1 protein-coding gene is annotated in these 25,559 nt (G+C 74.2%); it reads left to right on the forward strand.

The genetic code is table 11. The features are described 5' to 3' along the window. Positions 1 to 163: 163 nt before the first annotated feature. Positions 164 to 25,559, forward strand: a 25,396-nt coding sequence (locus tag ABD932_RS18285) for a type I polyketide synthase (protein ID WP_345013936.1), incomplete at its 3' end; no start/stop codon positions are given.

The following is a 25,559-nucleotide window of genomic DNA, read 5'->3' on the forward strand; positions in this document are numbered from 1 at the left end:
TCACCTCGTGCACCCCGTCACCCGGCGCGCGCCGGCCCGCCAAGGCCGGCGCGGCCTCCGACGGTTTCCGGGGGATGCCACCCCCGCTTTCTAGGGGGATGCCACCCCGCGCCGCACAAGACTTTCCAGCACGTCGCTGTCGCCTGTCGAGATGGGTTGAGAGATGGACAACGAACAGAAGCTCCGGGACTACCTCCGACGGGCCAGTACGGACCTTCAGCGCACTCGACGGCGGCTTCAGGACCTCGAAGCGGCGGCGCAGGAGCCGATCGCCGTCGTCGGCATCGGCTGCCGCTTCCCCGGCGGGGTGAAAAGCCCCGAGGACCTGTGGCGCATGGTCGTCAGCGGCGAGCACGGCATCCGCCCGTTCCCCCAGGACCGCGGCTGGGACCCGGACATGCTCGCCCTGTCGGCCACCGACCAGGGCGGCTTCCTCGACGGTGCCGGAGAGTTCGACGCCGACTTCTTCGGCATCTCGCCGCGCGAGGCGCTGGGCATGAACCCGCAGCAGCGGGTCCTGCTGGAGGTCACCTGGGAGGCGCTGGAGCGGGCCGGCATCGACCCGCACACCCTCAAGGGCAGCCAGACCGCGGTGTTCGCCGGCGCCATGAACCAGGACTACCAGCTCGGTCCCCGCGACGGCGGCGAGGGCATGGTCCTGCTCGGCAGCTCCAACAGCGTCATCTCCGGACGCATCTCCTACACCCTCGGCCTCGTCGGGCCCTCCGTCACCCTCGACACCGCCTGCTCGTCGTCGCTGGTGGCGATGCATCTGGCCATGCAGGGGCTGCGCGCCGGCGAGTGCTCGCTCGCGCTGGCCGGCGGCGTGACCGTCATGGCGAACCCGGCGACGTTCATCGAGTTCTCCCGCCAGGGCGGCCTGTCCTCGGACGGCCGCTGCCGCTCGTTCGCCGACTCCACCGACGGCACCGGCTGGGCCGAGGGCGTCGGCATGCTCGTCCTGGAACGCCTCTCGGACGCGCGGCGCAACGGCCACGAGGTCCTCGCGGTCCTGCGCGGCTCGGCCGTCAACCAGGACGGCGCCTCCAACGGCCTCACCGCGCCCAACGGCCCCTCGCAGCGACGCGTCATCGAGCAGGCCCTCGTCAACGCGCGGCTCACCGGCGACCAGATCGACGTCGTCGAGGCGCACGGCACCGCCACCACCCTCGGCGACCCCGTCGAGGCCCAGGCCCTGCTCGCCACCTACGGCCGGGACCGCGACGCGAACCGGCCGCTGCTGCTCGGCTCCGTGAAGTCCAACCTCAGCCACACCCAGGCCGCCGCCGGAGTCGCCGGCGTGATCAAGGCCGTCATGGCGATCCGCCACGGCGTCGTCCCGCAGACCCTCGGCGTCGACCGGCCCTCCTCGCACGTCGACTGGGACTCCGGCGCCGTGGAACTGGTGCGGGAGAACCGGCCCTGGCCCGAGACCGGGCAGCCCCGCCGCGCCGCCGTCTCCTCGTTCGGCCTCAGCGGCACCAACGCGCACACCATCATCGAGCAGGCCCCGCCCGCCGAGGCACCCACGCAGGAGCAGGACCCGGTGCCCGCGGGCACCGTGCCGGTCCTCGTCTCGGGCCGCTCCCGGGAGGCGCTGCGCGCCCAGGCCGCGCGGCTGCTGACCGTCGCCGACCAGCACCGCGCACTCGACCTCGCCCACTCGCTGGCCACCACCCGGTCGAGCTTCGACCACCGCGCCGCGATCACCGGCGACATCCGGGCCGGCCTCGCCGCCCTCGCCGCCGACGAACCGGCCGCGGGGCTCCTCCAGGCCACCGTGGCCCGCTCGAAGTGCGCGTTCCTCTTCACCGGCCAGGGCGCCCAGCGCCTCGGCATGGGACGCGAACTGTACGAGCGCTTCGGGGCCTTCCGGGAGGCCTTCGACGCCGCCCTGGCCCACCTCGATCCCGCGCTGCGCGACATCGTCTGGGGCGACGACGCCGACGTCCTGAACCAGACCCGGCACACCCAGCCCGCGCTGTTCGCGTTCGAGGTCGCCCTCTACCGCCTCGCCGAGTCCCTGGGCCTGAAGCCCGACTTCGTCGCCGGGCACTCGATCGGCGAGATCGCCGCCGCGCACGTCGCCGGAGTGCTCTCGCTGGAGGACGCCGCCCGCCTCGTCACCGCCCGCGGCGACCTCATGCAGGCACTGCCCGCCGGCGGCGCCATGCTGGCGGTCACCGCCACCGAGGACGAGGTCCTGGCCCACCTCGGCGACGCCGAGTCGGACGGGCGGATCCCCGCCGGGCAGGTCTCCGTCGCCGCCGTCAACGGCCCCCGCTCGGTCGTCGTCGCCGGAGCGGCCGACGCCGTCGCCGCGATCGAGGCGCACTTCACCGCCGAGGGCCGCAAGACCAAGCGCCTCGCGGTGTCGCACGCCTTCCACTCGCCGCTGATGGACCCGATGCTCGACGACTTCCGCGCGGTCGTCGCCGACCTCACCCTGAACCCGCCGCTCATCCCCCTGATCTCCAACGTCACCGGCGAGCAGGCCCGCGTCGAGCAGGTCACCTCCGCCGCCTACTGGGTGGACCACGTCCGCAGCGCGGTGCGGTTCGCCGACGGCGTCCGCTGGCTGCACGAGCACGGCGTCACCACCTTCCTCGAAGTCGGCCCCGACGGCGTCCTGTCCGCCCTGGCGCAGGAGAGCGCAGACGACGTCACCGCGCTGCCCCTGCTGCGTTCCGGCCGCCCCGAGACCGACACCGTCACCGCCGCCCTCGCCGCCCTGCATGTGCGCGGCACCACCGTGAAGTGGGCCGAGTACTTCGCCGGCACCGGCGCCCGCCGAGTCGACCTGCCGACCTACGCCTTCCAGACCCGGCGCTACTGGCCCAAGGGCGGCAGCTTCGGCTTCGACCCGCGCTCGGCCGGCCTCGGCGCCGCCCAGCACCCGCTGCTCACCGCCGCCGTCTCCCTCGCCGACTCCGACGGGGTGCTGCTCACCGGCCGCCTCACCCGCACCACCCACCCGTGGCTGGTCGACCACGCTGTGCGCGGCACGGTCCTGCTGCCCGGCACCGCCTTCCTGGAACTCGCCGTCCGCGCCGGCGACGAGGTCGGCTGCGACCGCATCGAGGAACTGACCCTCACCGCGCCGCTCGCCCTGCCCGAGACCGGCGGCGTCCAGGTGCAGCTGTGGATCGGCAAGCCGGACGCCGACGGCCGCCGCACCGTTACCGTCCACTCCCGTCCGGACGGCGAGGAGGACGAGCCGTGGACGCAGCACGCCACCGGCGTCCTCACCTCACCCGCCCGCGCCACCTCCTTCGACACCACCGTGTGGCCGCCCGCCGACGCGCGCCCCCTCGACATCGACGGCTGCTACGACCAGTTCGCGGGCATGGGCTTCGAGTACGGGCCCGTGTTCCAGGGACTCAAGGCGGCCTGGCAGGGCGGCGACGGCGCCCTCTACGCCGAGGTGCGGCTGCCCGAGGACGCCGACGCGGCCGGCTTCGGCCTGCACCCGGCGCTGCTGGACGCCGCCCTGCACGCCGCGCTCGTCGCCGGGGAGGGCGACGCCGGACTGCCGTTCTCCTGGGAGGGCGTGTCCCTGCACGCCACCGGCGCGAGCGAACTGCGCGTGCGCCTGACCCGCAGCGGCGACAACACCTACGCCATCGCCGCCGCCGACGCCTCCGGCGAACCGGTCGCCACCGTGGACTCGCTGGTCGTACGGCCCGTCGGCGCACCCTCCGCCGCCACCGACCGCGACGCGCTGTTCACCGTCGACTGGGTGCCGGTCACCGTGCCCGCGGAGCCCACCGCGTTCTCCGTGCTGGGCGAGGACGTGTTCGGGCTCGGCGGCGAAGACGACGCCGACGTGGTCGTCGTGCCCCTGCTCGGCGACGCGGACGTCGTCGGCTCCGTGCACACGCTCACCGAACGCGTCCTCAGCCTGCTCCAGGAGGAGCGCGAGGAACGCCTCGTCTTCGTCACCAGCAACCGCGACCTCGCCTCCGCCGCAGTCTGGGGCATGGTCCGCTCCGCCCAGTCCGAGGCCCCCGGCCGCCACACCCTCGTCGAACTCGACGGCACCGAAGCCTCGCTGGCGGCGCTGGGCCAGGCCATCGGCTCCGACGAACCGCAGCTCGCCCTGCGCGACGGCGAGGCCTACGCACCCCGCCTGACCCGCGCCCAAGCCGCCGAGCCGCAGGCCGACTGGGGCGACAAGGTCCTGGTCACCGGCGGCACCGGCGGCCTCGGCAAGCTGATCGCACAGCACCTCGTGACGGCGTACGGCGTCCGCGAACTGGTGCTGGTCAGCCGCAGCGGCACGGCCGACGTCTCCGAACTTCGGGCGCTGGGCGCCGAGGTGACCGTCGCCGCGTGCGACGTCGCCGACCGCGAGGCGCTGGCGGAGCTGCTGCGCGAGCACCCCGTCAGCGCGGTCGTGCACGCGGCCGGCGTCCTCGACGACGGCGTGCTCTCCTCCCTCACCCCCGAACGGCTCCACCCCGTGCTGCGCCCCAAGGTGGACGCGGCCTGGCACCTGCACGAACTCACCCGGGACCTGGACCTCAAGGCGTTCGTGCTGTTCTCGTCCCTCGCCGGCACCTGGGGCACCCCCGGCCAGGCCAACTACGCGGCGGGCAACCACTTCCTCGACGCACTCGCCGAACACCGGCGGGCCGAGGGCCTGCCCGCCGTGTCGCTCGCCTGGGGCGCCTGGGCGGGGGCCGGCATGCTCGCCGACGCCGACGCCGAGCGCATGGCCCGCACCGGTATGCCGCCGCTCACCGTCGAGCAGGGACTGCGGCTGTTCGACGCCTCGGTCGCAGGCTCCCACGCCACCGCCGTTCCCGCGCGGTTCGACCTCGCCACGCTGCGCCGGGGTGGGGAGGTTCCGCCCCTGCTGCGTGGCCTGATCCGCACCCGCGTCCGCCGCGCCGCCACCGGCTCGCAGACCGCCGACACCCTCGTCCGCCGCCTCGCCCAACTGCCCGCGGACGAGCGCGGCGACGCCCTGCTCGACCTGGTGCGCACGCAGGTCGCCACGGTGCTCGGCCACGCCTCGGGCGCCGAGATCGAGCCGACGCGGCAGTTCCAGGACCTCGGCTTCGACTCGCTCACCGCGGTCGAACTGCGCAACCAGCTCACCGCCGTGACCGGGCTCAGACTGCCCGCGACGATGGTGTTCGACTATCCGACGCCCACCGCGCTCGCCGCCCACCTGCTGGACGACCTCTTCGACGGCGCGGCCCAGATCACCGCCCCCACCGCCGTCACCGACGTCTCCGACGACCCGATCGTCATCGTCGGCATGGGCTGCCGCTACCCCGACGGCATCGGCTCGCCCGACGACCTGTGGCGGCTGGTGTCGGAGGGCGGCGACGCCGTCACCGGCCTGCCCGCCAACCGGGGCTGGGACCTGGAGAACCTGTACCACCCCGACCCCGAGCACCCCGGCACGACGTACTCCCGCTCCGGTGGATTCCTGCACGACGCCGGCGAGTTCGACGCCGGGTTCTTCGGCATGTCGCCCCGCGAGGCCCTCGGCACCGACTCGCAGCAGCGCATCCTGCTGGAGGTCGTCTGGGAGGCGATCGAGAACGCGGGCATCGCCCCGACCTCGCTGCGCGGCAGCCAGACCGGTGTCTTCGCCGGCGTCATGTACAACGACTACGGCGCCCGGCTCGGCGGCGGCGACTTCGAGGGCTTCCAGGGCGCTGGCACCTCGCCGTCCATCGTGTCCGGCCGGGTCTCCTACACGCTCGGCCTGGAGGGGCCCGCCGTCACCGTGGACACGGCGTGCTCCTCGTCGCTGGTGGCCATGCACTGGGCGATGCAGGCGCTGCGCGCCGGTGAGTGCTCGCTCGCGGTGGCCGGCGGTGTCACCGTCATGTCGACGCCGACCGCGCTGATCGAGTTCTCCCGGCAGCGCGGCCTGTCCCCGGACGGCCGCTGCAAGGCGTTCTCGGACTCCGCCGACGGCGTCGGCTGGGCCGAGGGCGCCGGCGTGGTCGTACTGGAACGGCTGTCGGACGCCCGGCGCAACGGCCACCGCGTCCTCGCCGTCGTCCGCGGCTCGGCCGTCAACCAGGACGGCGCCTCCAACGGCCTGATGGCACCCAACGGCCCCGCCCAGCAGCGCGTCATCCGCGCGGCCCTGGCCTCCGCCGGGCTCACCCCGGACGCGGTGGACGCGGTCGAGGCGCACGGCACCGGCACCACCCTCGGCGACCCCATCGAGGCGCAGGCCCTGCTCGCCACCTACGGGCAGGACCGCGACGACGACCGGCCGCTGCTGCTCGGCTCGGTGAAGTCCAACATGGGCCACACCCAGGCCGCGGCGGGCGTCGCCGGCGTCATCAAGATGGTCATGGCGATGCGCCACGGCGTACTGCCGAGAACCCTGCACGTCACCGAGCCGTCCACGCACGTCGACTGGACCGAGGGCGCAGTCCGGCTGCTCACCGAGAACACCGAGTGGCCGCAGGCCGACCGGCCGCGCCGGGCAGGCGTCTCCTCCTTCGGTATCAGCGGCACCAATGCGCACCTGATCCTCGAAAGCGCCGACGCCGCCCAGCTGCGCCGCGAGGCCGAGGAGCCGCCCCGTGAGTCCCGGCAGCAGGCAGGCGAGTCGCTGCAGCAGGTCCGCGGGCCCTTCGTCCTGTCGGCCCGCACCCGGCGCGCGCTGCGCGGCCAGGCCGCCCGGCTGCGGTCGTTCGTGGCCGGCGACACCTCGCTCGACCTCACCGACCTCGCGTACTCGCTGGCGACCACCCGCTCCGCGTTCGAGCAGCGGGCGGCCGTCGTCGCCGAGGACCGCGAGGGGCTGCTGCGGGCGCTGACCGCGCTGGCCACCGAGCACACGGACAGCGCGCTCGTCGAGGGCGAGGCCGCACCGGGCAAGGTCGCCTTCCTGTTCTCCGGACAGGGCACCCAGCGCCTCGGCATGGGGCGTGAACTCGCCGAGCTCCACCCGGTGTTCAGGGACGCCCTGGACGAGGTGCTGCAGCGCCTCGACGTCCGCGACGTCATGTGGGGCGAGGACCAGGAGGAGCTGAACCGGACGGGCCACGCACAGCTCGCGCTGTTCGCCGTCGAGGTCGCCCTGTTCCGGCTCGTGCGCTCGTGGGGGATCAGGCCGGGCGCGCTCGCCGGGCACTCGATCGGTGAGATCGCGGCCGCGCATGTGGCGGGTGTGTTGTCGCTGGAGGACGCGTGTGCGCTGGTGTCGGCGCGGGCGCGGCTGATGCAGGCGTTGCCGTCGGGTGGGTCGATGGTGGCGGTCGAGGCGACCGAGGAGGAGGTGACTCCGTACCTGGATGGTGCGGTGTCGATCGCCGCGGTCAATGGGCCGTCGTCGGTGGTGGTTGCGGGTGACGAGGCGGATGTGGCGCGGGTTGTCGAGCGGTTCGCGGACCGTCGTACGAAGCGACTGAAGGTGTCGCACGCCTTCCACTCGCCGTTGATGGACCCGATGCTGGACGACTTCCGTGCCGCCATCGCGGGGCTGTCGTTCAACGACCCAGAGATCCCGCTGGTCACCAGCGGTGACGTGACCGATCCCGAGTACTGGGTGCGGCACGTACGCGACGCCGTTCGGTTCGCGGACCACGTCCAGGCACTGCGCGACTCGGGCGTCACCACCTTCCTGGAGATCGGCCCCGAGGGCACCCTGTCCGCCCTGGTCGACGAGGCCGTCCCGGTGCTGCGCAAGGACCGGGGCGAGGAGGAGGCCGTGGTCGCCGCCCTGGGCCGGCTGTTCGCGGCCGGGGTGGGCGTCGACTGGAGCACCTGGTTCGCCGGTGCCCGCGAGATCGTCCTGCCCACCTACGCCTTCCAGCACGAGTACTACTGGCCGCTCGGCGCGCCGCAGCAGCCGCCCGCCGCCGACTCCGACACCTCGGCCGACCCCGCCGACGCCACCCTGTGGGCCGCCGTCGAACGCGGTGACGCCCGCGAACTCGCCGCACTGCTCGGACTGGACGCCGACCAGCGCTCCTCCCTGGACTCCCTGATCCCGGTGCTGTCGTCCTGGCGGCACGGCAACCAGGAGAAGGCCCTCCTCGACTCCTGGCGCTACCGGGTGCTGTGGGCGCCGCTGCGGGCCACCGCCACCCCGGTCCTGGACGGCCGCATCGCCCTGTTCACCTCCGGCGACACCGACCCCGAGCCGTACCGAGCCGCGCTCGCCGCGCACGGCGCCGACGTCACCGTGGTCACCCTGGATGATCCGGCCGACGACCCCTCCGCCCCCGCCGATGTCGCCGCCATGGGCGAACTCCCCGACTGCCACGGCGCGGTGTCGCTGCTCGCGCTGGACGAGCGCCCGCACGCCGCGCTCACCGTCGGCCTCGCGCTCACCATCGAACTCGTGAAGAGGCTCGACGCCCCGCTGTGGACGGTCACCTCCGGCGCGGTCGCCGCAGGTCTCGGCGACGAGGTCCGCTCGCCCGCCCAGGCGGCGGTCTGGGGCTTCGGCCGGGCCGCCGCGCTGGAGTACCCGCAGCGCTGGGCGGGCCTGGTCGACCTCCCGGACACCCTCGACGAGAACGCCCTGCGCCGTCTGGTCACCGTCGTCGCCGGACTCGACGGCGAGGACCAGGTCGCCGTGCGCTCGACCGGCGTCCTCGGCCGCCGCCTCGCCCGCCGACCGGTCGACGCGCTGCCCGCCGGCCTCCCCGTCTCCGGCACGGTGCTGATCACCGGTGGCACCGGCGGCCTGGGCGCCACCACCGCCAAGTGGCTCGCCGAACGCGGCGCCGAGGCCCTCGTCCTGACCAGCCGACGTGGCCCGGACGCGCCGGGCGCCGCCGAACTCAGGGCGGAGCTGGAGGAGTTGGGGCCCCGGGTGGAGATCGTCGCCTGCGACGTCGCCGACCGCGCCGCACTCCAGCATCTCCTGGACGGCATCGACGACCTCACCGGCGTCGTGCACGCCGCCGGCACCCCCCAGCAGGCGCCGCTGGAACACACCGACCTGACCGCGTTCGCGGACGTGCTGGCCGCAAAGGTCGACGGCGCCCGACACCTCGACGAACTCGTCGGTGACATCGGCTTCTTCGTCCTGTTCGGCTCGATCGCCGGCGTGTGGGGGAGCGGCGGCCAGGCCGCCTACGGTGCGGCCAACGCGTACTGCGACGCGCTCGCCGAGCATCGCAGGGCACGTGGTCTCGCGGCCACGTCCATCGCCTGGGGTCCCTGGGCCGAGGTCGGCATGGCGACCCATGCCGCGATGTCGGAGCACCTGTCCAAGCGAGGCCTGACCCTCCTCCCGCCCGAGCAGGCGGTCACCGAGCTCAACCGTGCCCTCGTGCACGGCGACACCTGCGTCACCGTCGCCGACGTCGCCTGGGAGAGCTACTTCCCGGTCTTCACCTCGGTGCGGCCGAGCCCGCTGCTCGCCGACCTGCCCGAGACGAAGGCGCTGCTCACCGGGGCCGCCGAACCCGCGCGCAGCGACTCCGACTTCGTGCGCGGGCTGCGCGACCTGTCGGAGGACGACCGGCGGCGCCGCATCGTCGACCTGGTCCGTGCCGAGGCCGCGGCGACGCTGGGCCACGGCTCCGCCGACGAGGTGGGCGAGCACCGCGCCTTCCGCGACATCGGCTTCGACTCGCTCACGGCCGTAGAACTGCGCAAGAAGCTCTCCGACGCCACCGGGCTCCCGCTGCCCGCCACGCTGGTCTTCGACTACCCGACCCCCGCGGTCCTCGCCGACCACCTGCTCGCCGAACTGCTCGGCGCCACCGAAGCCGACACCGTCTGGACCGCCCACCGCGACGGCTCCGACGAACCCATCGCCATCATCGGCATGTCGTGCCGCTTCCCCGGCGGCGCCGACACCCCGGAACGGTTCTGGGACATGGTGCTCGCGGGCACCGACGCGATCACCGAGTTCCCCGGCGACCGCGGCTTCGACATGGGCCAGTTGTACGACCCCGACCCCGACCGGCCCGGCACGACGTACACCACCGCCGGCGGCTATCTGCCGGACGCCGGCGACTTCGACCCGGCGTTCTTCGGGATCTCGCCGCGCGAGGCCACCGGCATGGATCCGCAGCAGCGGCTGCTGCTGGAGACCACCTGGGAGGCGGTCGAGAGGGCCGGCCTCGACCCCGCCGCGCTGCGCGGCGACCGGGTCGGCGCGTTCATCGGGTCCAGCTACATCGAGTACGGCGGTGGCGACGGCGGCGGCAGCGAGGGCTACGCCGTCACCGGCAGCAGCCCGTCGGTGCTGTCGGGCCGGGTGTCGTACGTGTTCGGCTTCGAGGGCCCGGCCGTCACCGTCGACACCGCCTGCTCCTCCTCCCTGGTCGCCCTGCACCTGGCCTGCCAGTCGCTGCGCTCCGGGGAGAGCACGTACGCCGTCGCCGGCGGCGCCACCGTGATGCCGAACCCGAAGCCGCTCATCGCGTTCTCCCGGCAGCGGGCGCTGGCGAAGGACGGCCGCTGCAAGGCGTTCGACGACTCCGCGGACGGCATGATCCTGTCCGAGGGCATCGGCATGCTGTTCCTGGCGAAGCTGTCCGACGCGCGCCGGGGCGGGCTTCCGGTGCTGGCGGTCGTACGCGGATCCGCGGTCAACCAGGACGGGGCGTCCAACGGACTGTCGGCCCCCAACGGCCCCTCCCAGCAGCGCGTCATCCAGCAGGCCCTGGCCAACGCCGACGTGCAGCCGTCCGAGGTGGACGCCCTGGACGCACACGGCACCGGCACCGCGCTCGGCGACCCCATCGAGGCGCAGGCGCTGCTCAACACCTACGGCCGCGACCGGGACGCCGACCGGCCGCTGCTGCTCGGCTCGGTGAAGTCGAACATCGGCCACACCCAGTCCGCGGCCGGTGTGGCGTCGGTGATCAAGATGGTGATGGCGCTGCGGCACGAGGTCCTGCCGCAGACCCTGCACCTCAACGCGCCGTCCTCGCACGTCGACTGGAGCTCCGGCGCGCTGTCGCTGCTCAAGGAGCCCACGCCGTGGCCGGAGACGGGCCGCGCGGCGCGCGCCGCCGTGTCGTCGTTCGGCATCAGCGGCACCAACGCCCACGTGATCCTGGAACAGGCGCCGGGCGACGACGCCCCGGTCGCCGAAGAGGTGAGCGAGGCGCCCGTCCCGGTCCTCGCCGGCGCGGCCGCCGTCGTCCCCTGGGTCGTCTCCGCGAAGTCCGACGCCGCGCTGCTCGCCCAGGTGGAGCGGCTGCGCGAGGTGCCGGGCAGCCCGCACGACATCGGGTTCTCGCTCGCCCACCGCTCCGTGTTCGACCACCGCGCGGTGCTCCTCGACGGCGTCGAGATCGCGCGCGGCGTCGCCGACCTGGAGCGCAAGGTCACCTTCGTCTTCCCCGGCCAGGGCACCCAGTGGGTCGGCATGGGCGCTCAACTGCTCGACGAATCACCGGTGTTCGCCGCCCGCCTCGCCGAGTGCGCCGCCGCACTGCGCCCGTTCACCGACTGGTCGCTCATCGACGTCATCCGCGGCGGCGGCTCGCTGGACCGCGTGGACGTCGTCCAGCCCGCCTCCTGGGCGGTGATGGTGTCCCTCGCCGAGGTGTGGAAGGCGTACGGCGTCACCCCCGACGCCGTGATCGGGCACTCCCAGGGCGAGATCGCCGCCGCCGCGGTGTCCGGGGCGCTGTCGCTGGAGGACGCCGCGCGCGTGGTGGCGCTGCGCAGCCAGGCCATCGGGCGCACCATGTCCGGCTCCGGCAGCATCGTGTCCATCGCGCTGTCCGCCGCCGAGATCGAGCCGCGCCTCGCCGAATGGGGCGAGAGGCTCTCGCTCGCCGCCACCAACGGCCCCCGCTCGGTCGCGGTCTCCGGCGACCTGGAGGCCCTGGACGCGCTGTGCGGGGCGCTCACTGAGGAAGGCGTCCGCGTGCGCCGGATCGAGGTCGACTACGCCTCGCACTCCGCGCAGGTGGAGGTGCTCCGCGAGGAACTCCTGCGCGACCTCGCGCCGATCCGGCCGCTGGAACCCGAGGTCCCCTTCCTCTCCACGGTCACCGGCGAGTGGAACAACGCCACCACCGACGCCGAGTACTGGTTCACCAACCTGCGCCGCACCGTGCGCCTCGCCGAAGCCGTGGACACGCTCCTCGCGGCCGGACACCAGGCGTTCATCGAGGTCAGCTCGCATCCCGTGCTCACCCCTGGCGTGCAGGACGCCGCGCAGGACGCGGGCCGGCGCGCCGTCGTCACCGGCACCCTGCGCCGTGACGCGGGCGGCGCCGCCCGGGTGCTCGCCTCGGTCGCCGAGGTGTGGGTGCGCGGGATTCCGGTGCGCTGGAAGGAGCAGTTCGCCGGGGCGCGCCGCGTCGACCTGCCGACGTACGCCTTCCAGCGCGAGCGGTTCTGGACCGGCCCGGCCATGCCGCCGCAGGCCGCCGGTGCCGCCGACCCGGCCGACGCCGCGTTCTGGACGGCCGTCGAGCAGTCCGACCTCGCCACGCTCACCCGCTCGCTGCACCTCGACGAGGAGACCCTCGCCGCCGTCCTGCCCGCGCTCACCACCTGGCGTCAGGCGGGCCGTGACCGCTCCACCACCGACGCCTGGCGCTACCGGGTCACCTGGAAGCCCCTGCGCGGCCTCAACGGCGCCGCCCTCACCGGCACTTGGCTGGTCGTCGCCGCCGACGACAGCGACGACGCCGACGTGGTCGCGGCCCTGGAAGCCGGGGGCGCCGAGCTCCGCCGCATCACGCTCGGCGAGGCCGACGCGGACCGTGCCGTCCTCGCGGCCAGGCTCTCCGACCTCGCCCACGTCGACCTCGCCGGCATCGTCTCGCTGCTGCCCGCCGCCGAGCGGCCGGCCACGCCGGGGCTGCCGCTCGGCCTGCTCCTCACCGTCTCCCTGATCAACGCCCTCGGCGACGCGGGCATCACCGCGCCCGTCTGGAACCTCACCCGCGACGCCCTGTGCACCGGCCGCTCCGACACCGTCACCCACCCCGGCCAGGCCCAGGCCCTCGGCATCGGCTGGACCGCCGCGCTGGAACACCCGCAGCGCTGGGGCGGCTCCATCGACCTGCCCCTCGCACTCGACGCCCGGGCCGGACGGCGCCTGGTCGCCGCGCTCACCGGCGCCGGTCAGGAGGACCAGCTGGCGATCCGTGCCTCGGGCACCCTCGCCCGCCGGATCGTGCGCGCCCCCGCCCGCCCCGACAAGCGGCGGGAGTGGACGCCGCGCGGCACGACGATCATCACCGGCGGCACCGGCACGCTCGGCCCGCACGTGGCCCGCTGGCTCGCCCACCTGGGCGCCGAGCACCTGGTGCTCACCAGCCGCCGAGGCCTCGACGCGCCCGGCGCCCGCGAACTCGCCGACGAACTCGCCGAGATCGGCACGCCAACCACCGTCGTGGCCTGCGACATCGCCGACCGCGACGCCGTCGCCACCCTGCTCGACGACCTGCGCGCGAACGGCCACGACATCCGCTCGGTGATCCACACCGCCGCGGTCATCGGCCTGCACTCCATCGACGGCGCCACCCCCCAGGCACTCGCCGACATCCTCGGTGCCAAGGTGGACGGCGCCCGCCACCTCGACGAGCTGCTCACCGAGGACCTCGACGCGTTCGTGCTGTTCTCGTCCGTCTCCGGCATGTGGGGCAGCGGCGACCACGCCGCCTACGTCGCCGGCAACGCCTACCTCAACTCGCTCGCCGCCGCCCGCCGGACCCGCGGCCTGCGCTGCACCGCCGTCTCGTGGGGCATCTGGTCCGACGACCTCGGCCTCGGCCGCGTCGACACCGAGCAGATCCGGCGCAGCGGCCTGGAGTTCATGCCGGCCCGCCTCGCACTCGCCTCGCTGGAGCGGGCGATCGAGGACGACGAGACCGAGCTGGCCATCGCCAACGTCGCCTGGGACCGCTACCACCCCGTGTTCACGGCCGTCCGGCCCACTACGCTCTTCGACGAGCTCCCCGAGGTGCGGGCGCTCACCACGGCCGCCGCACAGTCGGCCGGAAACGAGCAGGCCGACGGGTTCGCCGCGAAGCTGCGCGCCCTGCCGCCCGCCGAGCGGGAGCAGACCCTGCTCGACCTCGTACGCGCCCAGGCGGCCGCCGTGCTCGGCATGGCGAGCCCCGACGCGCTCACCGAGCACCGGGCCTTCCGCGAGGCCGGCTTCGACTCCATCACCGCCGTCGACCTGCGCAACAAGCTCGCCGCCGCGACCGGTCTCACCCTGCCCACCACGATGGTCTTCGACCACCCGAGCCCCCTCGCCCTCGCCGCGTTCCTGCTCGCCGAGATCCTCGGCTCCGCCCCTGCCGCACAGCAGCCGGTCGTCGCCGCCGCGGCCACCGACGAGCCCATCGCCATCATCGGCATGGCCTGCCGCTACCCCGGCGGCGTCAGCTCGCCCGAGGACCTGTGGCGGGTCGTGCTCGACGGCGTCGACGCCATCTCCGGCTTCCCCGCCGACCGCGGCTGGGACGCCTCCGCGCTCTACAACCCCGACCCCGACGCCCCCGGCGGCGCCTACTCCGTGCAGGGCGGCTTCCTGCACGACGTCGCCGACTTCGACCCCGGTTTCTTCGGCATCTCGCCCCGCGAGGCCCTCTCCATGGACCCGCAGCAGCGCCTGCTCCTGGAGACCGCCTGGGAGTCCATGGAACGCGCCGGCATCGACCCGCACACCCTGCGCGGCAGCCGCACCGGCGCCTTCATCGGCGCCAGCTACCAGGACTACTCCACCGGCGGCTCCGGAGCGGCCCCCGGCGACGAGGGCCACATGATCACCGGCACGCTCTCCAGCGTGCTGTCCGGCCGGGTGTCGTACCTCTTCGGCCTCGAAGGCCCCGCCGTCACCCTCGACACCGCCTGCTCGTCCTCCCTGGTCGCCATGCACCTGGCCTGCCAGTCGCTGCGCGACGGCGAGAGCAGCCTCGCCCTCGCCGGCGGCGTCAGCGTCATGGCCACCCCGGGCGCCTTCGTCGGCTTCAGCCGGCAGCGCGCCCTCGCCAAGGACGGCCGCTGCAAGGCCTACTCCGACTCCGCCGACGGCATGACCCTCGCCGAAGGCGTCGGCCTGGTGCTGATGGAACGCCTCTCCGACGCGATCGCGGCCGGACACCGCGTCCTCGCCGTCGTCCGCGGCTCCGCCATCAACCAGGACGGCGCGTCCAACGGCCTCACCGCGCCCAACGGCCCCGCCCAGCAGCGCGTCATCCGCCAGGCCCTGGCGAACGCCCGCCTCGAACCGTCCGACGTGGACGCCATCGAGGGCCACGGCACCGGCACGGACCTCGGCGACCCCATCGAGTCACAGGCTCTCCTCGCCACCTACGGCCAGGACCGCCCCGCCGACCGGCCGCTGCTGCTCGGCTCGGTGAAGTCCAACATCGGCCACACCCAGATGGCCTCCGGTGTCGCCTCCGTCATCAAGATGGTCCAGGCGCTCCAGACCGGCACCCTGCCCCGCACCCTCCACGTCGACCGGCCGTCCACCAAGGTCGACTGGTCCACCGGGACCATCGAACTGCTCACCGAGCAGCAGCCCTGGCCCGAGACCGGCCGCGCCCGCCGCGGCGCGGTGTCGTCCTTCGGGCTCAGCGGCACCAACGCGCACCTGCTCCTGGAACAGGCGCCGCCCACCGCGGACCCGGCACCGGAACCTGCCCCGACCCTGGTCCCGGTACTGCTGTCCGCACGCGCCGACGAGGCCCTGCGACAGCAGGCCGCACGGCTGCTGGAACTGGACGCCAACCCCGTCGACCTCGCCGGATCCCTGGCCCGCCACCGCTCCACCTTCGAGCGGCGCGCCGTCATCGTGACGCACGACCACGCCGAACTCGTACGCGGCCTGACCGCACTGCGCGACGACCTCCCGGACGCCTCCCTCGTCCGCGGCACCGCCGCCCGGGGCCGTACGGCACTGCTGTTCACCGGTCAGGGCTCCCAACGCCTCGGTATGGGCCGCGAGTTGTACGACACCCACCCCGCGTTCGCCGACGCCCTGGACGCCGTCTGCGTCCACCTCGACGCCGAACTGGACCGGCCGCTGCGCGAGGTGATGTGGGGCGAGGACCAGGACACCCTCGACCGCACCGGATACGCCCAGCCCGCGATCTTCGCACTCGAAGTCGCCCTGTACCGCCTGGTCGAGTCGTGGGGCGTCACGCCCGACCACCTCGCCGGGCACTCGATCGGCGAGATCGCTGCCGCGCATGTGGCGGGTGTGTTGTCGCTGGAGGACGCGTGTGCGCTGGTGTCGGCGCGGGCGCGGCTGATGCAGGCGTTGCCGTCGGGTGGGTCGATGGTGGCGGTCGAGGCGACCGAGGAGGAGGTGACTCCGCACCTGGATGGTGCGGTCTCGATCGCCGCGGTCAATGGACCGTCGTCGGTCGTGGTCGCGGGGGACGAGGCGGATGTGGCGCGGGTTGTCGAGCGGTTCGCGGACCGTCGTACGAAGCGGCTGAAGGTGTCGCACGCATTCCACTCGCCGTTGATGGACCCGATGCTGGACGACTTCCGTGCCGCCATCGCCGGGCTGTCGTTCAACGCCCCCGAGATCCCGCTGACCACCAGCGGTGACGTGACCGACCCGGAGTACTGGGTGCGGCACGTGCGCGAGACGGTGCGATTCGCCGACGCTGTACGGCAGTTGGAGAGCCGGGGGGTGCGGACGTACCTGGAACTCGGACCCGACGGCGTGCTCTGCGGCATGGCGGGGGAGAGCCTGACCGAGGACGCCGTACTGGTCCCGGCGCTGCGCGGTGAGCGGCCCGAAGCCGTCACCCTGCTCACCGCGCTGGCGGGCGTACATGTGCGCGGCACCGCGGTCGACTGGCGGGCGTACTTCGACGGTACCGGAGCGCGCACCGTCGACCTGCCGACCTACCCGTTCCAGCACCAGCGCTACTGGCCGGAGCCCGTCGCGCCGCAGTCGGCGCAGGCCGCCGGCGACAGTGTCGACGACGCGTTCTGGGACGCCGTCGAGCGCGAGGACTTCGCCGCGCTCGCCGAATGGCGCACCCGCAAGCTCCGGTCCACCGTGGACTCCTGGCGCTACGGCGTCACCTGGAAGCCGCTCACCGCGACCGGCGTGGCGACCGGGCCGTGGCTGGTGCTGACGGCGGACGGCCACGACGCCGCCGACGTCCAGGGCATCGTGGCCGCGCTCGGCGCCGGAACCGAAGTGATCGAGGCCGACGCCGACCGTGCCGCGCTCGCCGCCCGGCTCGGCGGCGGCTCCTACGCCGGTGTGCTCTCGCTCGTGGCGCTCGGCGCCGACACCGAGACCGCCCTCGCCCGTACCACCCTCGTCGTGCAGGCACTCGGGGACGCGGGCGTCGACGCCCCGCTGTGGGTCGCCACCCGGGGCGCGGTGTCGGTCGGCGGCTCCGAGACCGTCACCCGGCCCGAACAGGCCGCCGTGTGGGGTCTGGGCCGGGTCGTCGCCCTCGAACACCCCACCCGCTGGGGCGGTTCGGTCGACCTGCCGGAACACCTGGACCGCACCACCCTGCGCCGTCTCGCGGGCATCCTCGCCCAGCGCGATGAGGACCAGGTCGCGGTGCGCCCCTCCGGCACCTACGGCCGCCGCCTGAGCCGCAGGGCCGTCCACGGCACCGCCCGCGAGTTCCGCCCCGGCACGGCCCTGATCACCGGCGGCACCGGAGGCATCGGCGCGCACGTCGCCCGCTGGCTCGCCGCCCACGGAGCCGAGAAGATCGTCCTGGTCAGCAGGCGTGGCGCGGACGCGCCCGGCGCGGCCGAACTCGCCGCCGAACTGGGCGAGAAGGCTGTCATCGCCGCCTGCGACGTCGCCGACCGCGACGCGCTCGCCGCCCTGCTCGCCGAGCATCCGGTCACCTCGGTGTTCCACACGGCCGGCGTCGTGGACGACGGGCTGGTCGAGACGATGGCACCGGACGCCTTCGCGAGCGTGCTGCGCGCCAAGGAGACCGCCACCCGCAACCTGCACGAACTGACCGCCGACCTGGACGCGTTCGTCCTGTTCGCCTCCACCGCGGGCGTCATCGGCGCCGCCGGACAGGGCAACTACGCGGCGGCCAACGCCTTCCTCGACGCCTTCGCCGAACACCGGCGCGCCCAGGGCCTCGCGGCCACCTCCGTCGCCTGGGGCCCGTGGGCCGAGGCCGGGATGGCCGTCGACGGGGCCAAAGTGGCCGAGCGGCTGCGGCGCGGCGGGTTCACGCCCCTGGCGCCGGACCTCGCGATGGCCGCGCTGCGCCAGGCGATCGAGCACGGCGACGCCTCGGTGACGGTCGCCGACATCGACTGGGAACGCTATCTGCCGGCCCTGGCAGGCCTGCGGCCCGCGCCGCTCGTCGACGACCTGCCCGAGGTCAGGCGCCTGCGCACCACCGAGGACACAGTCGGGGCCGAGCAGCCTCAGGTACGCGGCCGGCTCTCGTCCCTGCCCGCCGCGGATCGCGCCCGCGCCGTACTCGACCTCGTACGCGGCCAGATCGCCGCCGTCCTCGGCCACGCGAACGCCGCCGAGGTCGACGTCGACCGGGCCTTCCTGGACCTCGGCTTCGACTCGCTGACCACGCTGGAGCTGCGCAACCGCCTCCAGGCCGCACTGGAGCTGACGCTGCCCGCGTCCCTGCTCTACGACTACCCGACCCCGGCGGAGCTGGCCGAGTTCCTGCGCGCCGAAGCACTGGGCGGAACAGGGGCCGAATCCGGCACCTCGGCGCCCGCCGTGACGGCCGCCCCGGTCGACGACGACCCGATCGCCATCGTCGGCATCGGCTGCCGCTTCCCCGGCGGCGTCGGCTCGCCGGAGGAGATGTGGCGGCTGCTGGCCGAGGGACGGGACGGCGTCAGCGCGTTCCCCGCCGACCGCGGCTGGGACCTCGACGCCCTCGGCGCCGGCGCCTCCGCCGCCCTGGAGGCCGGATTCCTCGACGCGGTCGCCGACTTCGACGCCGGCTTCTTCGGCATCTCGCCGCGCGAGGCCCTGTCCATGGACCCGCAGCAGCGACTCGTCCTGGAGACCGCCTGGGAGGCCCTGGAACGCGCGGGCATCGACCCCTCGCGCTTGCGCGGCAGCAGCACCGGCGTGTTCATCGGCACCAACGGCCAGGACTACGAGAACGTCCTGCGCCGGGCCACCGAGGACACCGTCGCCGAGGTCCAGGGATACCTGGCCACCGGCAACACTGCGTCGGTGATGTCCGGCCGGCTGTCCTACGTCCTCGGCCTGGAGGGCCCGGCCGTCACCGTCGACACCGCCTGTTCCTCCTCCCTGGTCGCCCTGCACTGGGCCGCCAAGGCGCTGCGCGGCGGCGAGTGCACCCTCGCCCTCGCGGGCGGCGTGTCGGTCATGTCCAGCCCCGACTCGTTCGTGGAGTTCACCACCCAGGGCGGCCTCGCCCCCGACGGCCGCTGCAAGGCCTTCGCCGAGGCCGCCGACGGCACCGCGTGGTCCGAGGGCGCCGGTCTGCTCGTACTGGAGCGGCTGTCCGACGCGGTCGCCAACGGGCACGACGTCCTGGCCGTCGTCCGAGGCTCGGCCGTCAACCAGGACGGCGCCTCCAACGGCCTCACCGCGCCCAACGGCCCCTCCCAGCAGCGCGTGATCCGGCAGGCCCTCGCCGACGCAGGCCTCTCGCCCGCCGACATCGACGCCATCGAGGCGCACGGCACCGGCACCACGCTGGGCGACCCGATCGAGGCGCAGGCCCTGCTGTCCACCTTCGGCGGCACGGACCGGCCGGCCCCGCTCTACCTGGGCTCGGTCAAGTCGAACATCGGCCACGCGCAGGCCGCCGCCGGTGTCGCGGGCGTCATCAAGATGGTGCTCGCGATGCGGCACGGCGTACTGCCCAGGACGCTGCACGTCGACGCGCCCACCTCGCACGTCGACTGGTCCTCGGGCACGCTGTCGCTGCTCGGCGACTCCGTCGACTGGCCGGAGAACGGGCATCCGCGCCGGTCCGGTGTCTCCGCGTTCGGCCTCAGCGGGACCAACGCCCACGTCATCCTGGAGGAGGGCCCCGCCGCCACGGCCCCGGCCCCGGCCGACGCGGATCGATCCCCGGGCACCCCGTGGCTGGTCTCCGCGAAGTCCGAACACGCCCTGCGCGCCCAGGTCGAACGGATCAGGACGCTGGACGCCGCCCCGCTCGACATCGCCTACTCACTGGCCACCACCCGAACCGCCTTCCCGCATCGCGCCCTCCTCGTCGACGGCACCGAGATCGCCACCGGCACCGCCCGCAAGGCCGCCGCAACGGCACTGCTGTTTTCCGGGCAGGGATCCCAACGGCTGGGTATGGGCCGGGAGTTGTACGAGCGGTTCCCGGTCTTCGCCGACGCCCTGGACGACGTACTGGCACACCTGGAGCCGGGGCTGCGGGAGGTGATGTGGGGTGAGGACGCGGAACTGCTGAACCAGACCGGTCACACGCAGCCCGCACTGTTCGCGCTCCAGGTCGCGCTGTACCGGCTGGCGGAATGGCTGGGCGTACGGCCCGACCACCTCGCCGGTCATTCCATCGGTGAGATCGCGGCGGCCCATGTGGCCGGTGCCCTCGCCCTGGAGGACGCCGCGAAGCTGGTGACGGCTCGGGCGACGCTGATGCAGGCGTTGCCTGCCGGGGGCGCCATGGTGGCCATCGAGGCAACGGAGGAGGAAGTCGCCCCGCAGGCGACCGAGTTGGTATCCATCGCGGCCGTCAACGGCCCGTCCTCCGTGGTGATCGCGGGCGACGAGACCGAGGTCGAGCGGATCGCCGAAGTCTTCGGCGACCGCAGGACCAAGCGGCTGAAGGTCTCCCACGCCTTCCACTCGCCGCTGATGGAACCGATGCTGGACGACTTCCGCGCCGCCCTCACCGGGCTCACCTTCCACGAGCCGACGATCCCGATCGTGACCAGCGGCGATGTGACCGACCCGGAGTACTGGGTCCGCCACGTCCGCGAGACCGTCCGCTTCCACGACCACGTCGGCACGCTGCGCTCCGAGGGCGCCACGACGTTCCTGGAGATCGGCCCCGACGGCGTACTCTCCGCGCTCGTCGAGGAGGCCGTGCCCGCGCTGCGCAAGGACCGCGACGAGCGGGAGGCGTTCGCCCTCGCCCTCGGCCACCTGTTCCTGCGGGGCACCGGCATCGAGTGGGAGAGGTACTACGAGGGCACCGGCGCCCGCCGCGTGGCACTGCCGACGTACGCCTTCCAGCGTGAGCGCTACTGGCCGCACACCATCTCGTCCGCGCAGCCGGCCCGCGCCGCCGTGGACGGCTGGCTGTACGACGTGACGTGGGCGCCCGTCGCGGCCGGGACCGGCGCGCCGCAGGGGCGTTGGCTTGCGCTGGTGCCGGAGGGTGACGCGTGGGCGGCCGAGGCGGTCGCCGCGTTCGGCGGGGATGCGGAGGTGGTCCACGAGGTGCGGGCCGGCGACTACGCCGGGGTGCTCTCGCTGCTGCCCACCGGGCCGGCTCAACTGCTGGCGGACCTGGCGGAGGCCGGGGTCACGGCGCCGCTGTGGTGCGTCACCCGGGGCGCGGTCGCGGTCGGCGACGAGCCGCTGCGCAGCCCCGCCCTGGCCCCGGTCTGGGGCGAGGGACAGGTCGCCGCGCTGGAGCACCCCGAGCGGTGGGGAGGCCTGGTCGACCTGGCCGAGCCCGTCGCCGGCTGGTTCGCCCGGATACCCGAGGGCGAGGACCAGGTCGCGATCCGCGCCGACGCAGTCCACGCCCGGCGGCTGGCCCGTACGACCGTCACCGCGCCGTCCTGGACGCCGCGCGGCACGGTCCTCGTCGTCGGCGCCGACGGCACGATGGGACGGCATGTGGTGCGGTGGCTGGAGGACGAGGGAGACGACGTCGTCGTCAGCCACGATCTCGACGACCTGGAGCGGGCCGACGCCGTCCTCTACGTCGGCGAGGACACCCCGCTCGACGTCCTGTACGACCTCGACGAACGGCTCGGCGACCGGAAGCTGGACGCCTTCGTGGTGTTCGGGTCCGTCGCCGGGATCTGGGGCGCGCGGGGGCAGGGTCCGCAGGCCGCGCACGGCGCGCTGGTCGACGCGTTCGCCCGCGGGCGGCGCGACCGGGGCCGTACGGCACTGTGCGTGGCGTGGGGCCCGTGGGCCGACACGACCGACCCGAGCATGACCGCGCACCTGCGGCTGAGCGGCATGCCGGTCATGCCCGCCATGCAGGCGCTGTCCGCGCTCGGGCTCGCGGTCGCGGCCGGGCGCAGCACGGTCGCCGTGGTGGATGTGCGCTGGGAGACGTTCGCGCCCGCGTTCGGCCCCAGCACCGTCTTCGCCGCCCTGCCCGAGGCCCGCGTCGAGGCCGCCGAGCCCGACTCCGCCCTCGCACAGCGGCTCCTTGAGCTGCCGGAGTACGAGCGGCACGGCGAGGTCCTCACGCTGGTGCGCGAGCGCGCGGCCGTGGTGCTCGGCCACTCCGGGCCCGACGCGATCGAACCGGACGTGCCGTTCCGCGACCTGGGCTTCGACTCGCTCACCGCGCTCGACCTGCGCAACCAGATCGGCGCCGCGACCGGCCGCACCATGCCCGCGACGCTCGTCTTCGACCACCCGACACCCGGCGAACTCGCCACCCACCTGCTCGACGAGGTGCTCGGCACCACCGAGGACCCGGCCGAGGACGTGCTCGTCCCACGGGCCAGGATCCTGGACGAGCCCATCGCCATCGTCGGCATGGGCTGCCGCTACCCCGGCGGCGTGACGAGCCCCGAGGACCTGTGGCAGCTGCTGCTCGACGGCATCGACGCCACCGGTGACATGCCGGCGGACCGGGGCTGGGACCTGGCCGCGCTGGCCGCCGGACAGAGCGCCACCCGGCGCGGCGGATTCCTGTACGACGTCGCCGACTTCGACCCGGACTTCTTCTCCATCTCGCCGCGCGAGGCCCTCGTCATGGACCCGCAGCAGCGCCTCGTGCTGGAGACGGCCTGGGAGGCACTGGAGCGCGCGGGCATCGACCCGGGCCTGCTGCGCGGCACCGACACCGGCGTGTTCGTCGGCGGCGGCAGCGGCGAGTACCGGCCCTCCCCGGAGGAGACCGGCCTGGAGTGGCAGACCGCGCAGTCCGCGTCGCTGCTGTCCGGCCGCCTCGCTTACACCTTCGGCCTCCAGGGGCCGACGGCGTCGGTCGACACCGCGTGCTCCTCGTCCCTGGTCGCCCTGCACCTGGCCGCGCAGGCGCTGCGTGCGGGCGAGTGCTCCATGGCGCTGGCCGGCGGTGTGTGCGTGATGTCGACGCCGGTCGGGTTCATCGAGTTCAGCGCCCAGGGCGCCCTGTCCGAGGACGGCCGCTGCAAGGCGTTCTCCGACGACGCCGACGGCACCGGCTGGGCCGAGGGCGTGGGCATGCTCGTACTGGAGAGGCTGTCGGACGCGCGGCGCAACGGCCACCAGGTCCTCGCGGTGGTCCGCGGCAGCGCCATCAACTCCGACGGCGCCTCCAACGGCCTGACCGCACCCAGCGGCCCCGCCCAGCAGCGGGTCATCCACCACGCGCTGGCCGCGTCCGGACTGCGCCCGAACGACGTGGACGCCGTCGAGGCGCACGGCACCGGCACCAAGCTCGGCGACCCGATCGAGGCCCAGGCACTGATCGCCGCCTACGGCCGGGAGCGGGCCAACCCGCTGCTGCTCGGCGCCATCAAGTCCAACCTCGGCCACACCCAGGCCGCCTCCGGCGTCGCCGGTGTGATCAAGATGGTCATGGCGATGCGGGCGGGCGAACTGCCCCGCACGCTGCACGCCGAGAAGCCCACCACGCACGTCGACTGGAGCGTCGGCACGGTCAAGCTGCTGTCGGAGCGGACACCGTGGCCCAACACCGGCCGGCTGCGCAGGGCGGGTGTCTCCTCGTTCGGCGCGAGCGGCACCAACGCACACGTGATCATCGAGCAGGCCGAGCCCGAGCCCACGAAGCCGGTGGAGCACACGGCCGGAGTGCTGCCGGTGCTCGTCTCCGGCCGTACCCCCGCCGCGCTGCGCGACCAGGCCGCCCGCCTGCTGGCGACTGCGTCCACCGCCGAACCCGCCGACCTGGCCTACTCGGCGGCGACGGGCCGCGCCGCCTTCGAGCACCGCGCGGTGGTCCTCGCCGACGGCCGGGACGACCTGCTGGCCGGCCTCACCGCACTGGCGGAGGGCGCCCGCACCCCGCACGTCGTCGTCGACGAGGCCGCCCGGGCGGGCAAGCTCGCCTTCCTGTTCGCCGGACAGGGCTCGCAGCGGCTCGGCATGGGCAGCGAACTGTACGAGCGGTTCCCGGTGTTCCGGGCCGCGCTGGACGAGGTCACGGAACTCCTCGACCCCGCGCTGCGGGAGGTCGTCCGCGGCGACGACGAGACGGCACTGAACCGGACGGGCAACGCGCAACCCGCCCTCTTCGCCCTTGAGGTCGCCCTCTACCGGCTCGCCGAGTCGTGGGGGCTGCGGCCCGACTTCCTCGCCGGGCACTCGATCGGCGAGATCGCCGCCGCGCACGTCGCCGGGGTGCTCTCCCTGGCGGACGCGTGCACCCTGGTGTCGGCGCGCGCCTCGCTCATGCAGGCCCTGCCGGCCGGCGGCACCATGGTCGCGGTGCAGGCGTCGGAGGACGCCGTCCTGCCGCACCTCACCGACGGTGTCACGATCGCCGCGGTCAACGGGCCGGAGTCGGTGGTCGTCGCCGGTCCCGAGGAGGCGGTCGACGCCGTCGTGGGCCGCTGGAAGCACCGCGGGCTGCGAGTGTCGCACGCCTTCCACTCGCCGCTGATGGACCCGATGCTCGACGAGTTCCGCAAGGTCGTCACCGGTCTGGCCTTCGCCGCGCCGACCATCCCGGTCGTGGCCGGGGGAGACGTGACCGACCCCGAGTACTGGGTACGGCACGTGCGCGAGGCCGTCCGCTTCGCGGACAACGTCCGCACCCTCGCCGAGCGCGGCGTCACCACCCTGGTCGAACTCGGCCCGGACGCCACCCTGTCGGGCCTCGTCCCGGACAACGCCCCCGGCACGGTGGCGATCCCTCTGCTGCGCAAGGACCGCGACGAGGAGACCACCGCCGTCACCGCGCTCGCCAGGCTCCATGCCCGCGGCGTACGCGTCGACTGGGCCGGCTTCTTCGGCGGCGGCAACCGCGTCGACCTGCCCACCTACGCCTTCCAGCACCAGCGGTTCTGGCCCTCGACCATGACCGGCACCGCCACACGTTCGGCCGCCGCCGAGCCCGGCAGCGACGACGCCGCGTTCTGGGCAGCCGTCGAGGGCGAGGACTTCGGCGCGCTGGAGCAGGTGCTCGACGTCGACGGCGGCGCGCTCTCCCAGGTGCTGCCCGCCCTGCTCGACTGGCGCCGACAGCACAACGACCTGGCGGTCGTGGACAGTTGGCGGCACCGGATCGCCTGGAAGCCGCTGGACGGCGGCTCCGGTACGCCGGCCGGACGCTGGCTGGCCGTGACCCCGGCCGGCGACGACGCCTGGGCGGCACGGGTCGTGGCCGCGCTCGGCGCCGACGTCGTCACCGTCGGGGTCGACACCCCCGACCGTGCCCGGATCGCCAAGGCCCTCGCCCCCCTGGGTACCGGCTTCACCGGAGTGGTCTCCCTGCTCGGCCTCGCCCCCTCGGACCCCGGCGGCACACCGCAGGGCACCCTGC

The sequence above is a fragment of the Streptomyces shaanxiensis genome (assembly GCF_039537145.1).
GTDB lineage: Bacteria > Actinomycetota > Actinomycetes > Streptomycetales > Streptomycetaceae > Streptomyces > Streptomyces shaanxiensis.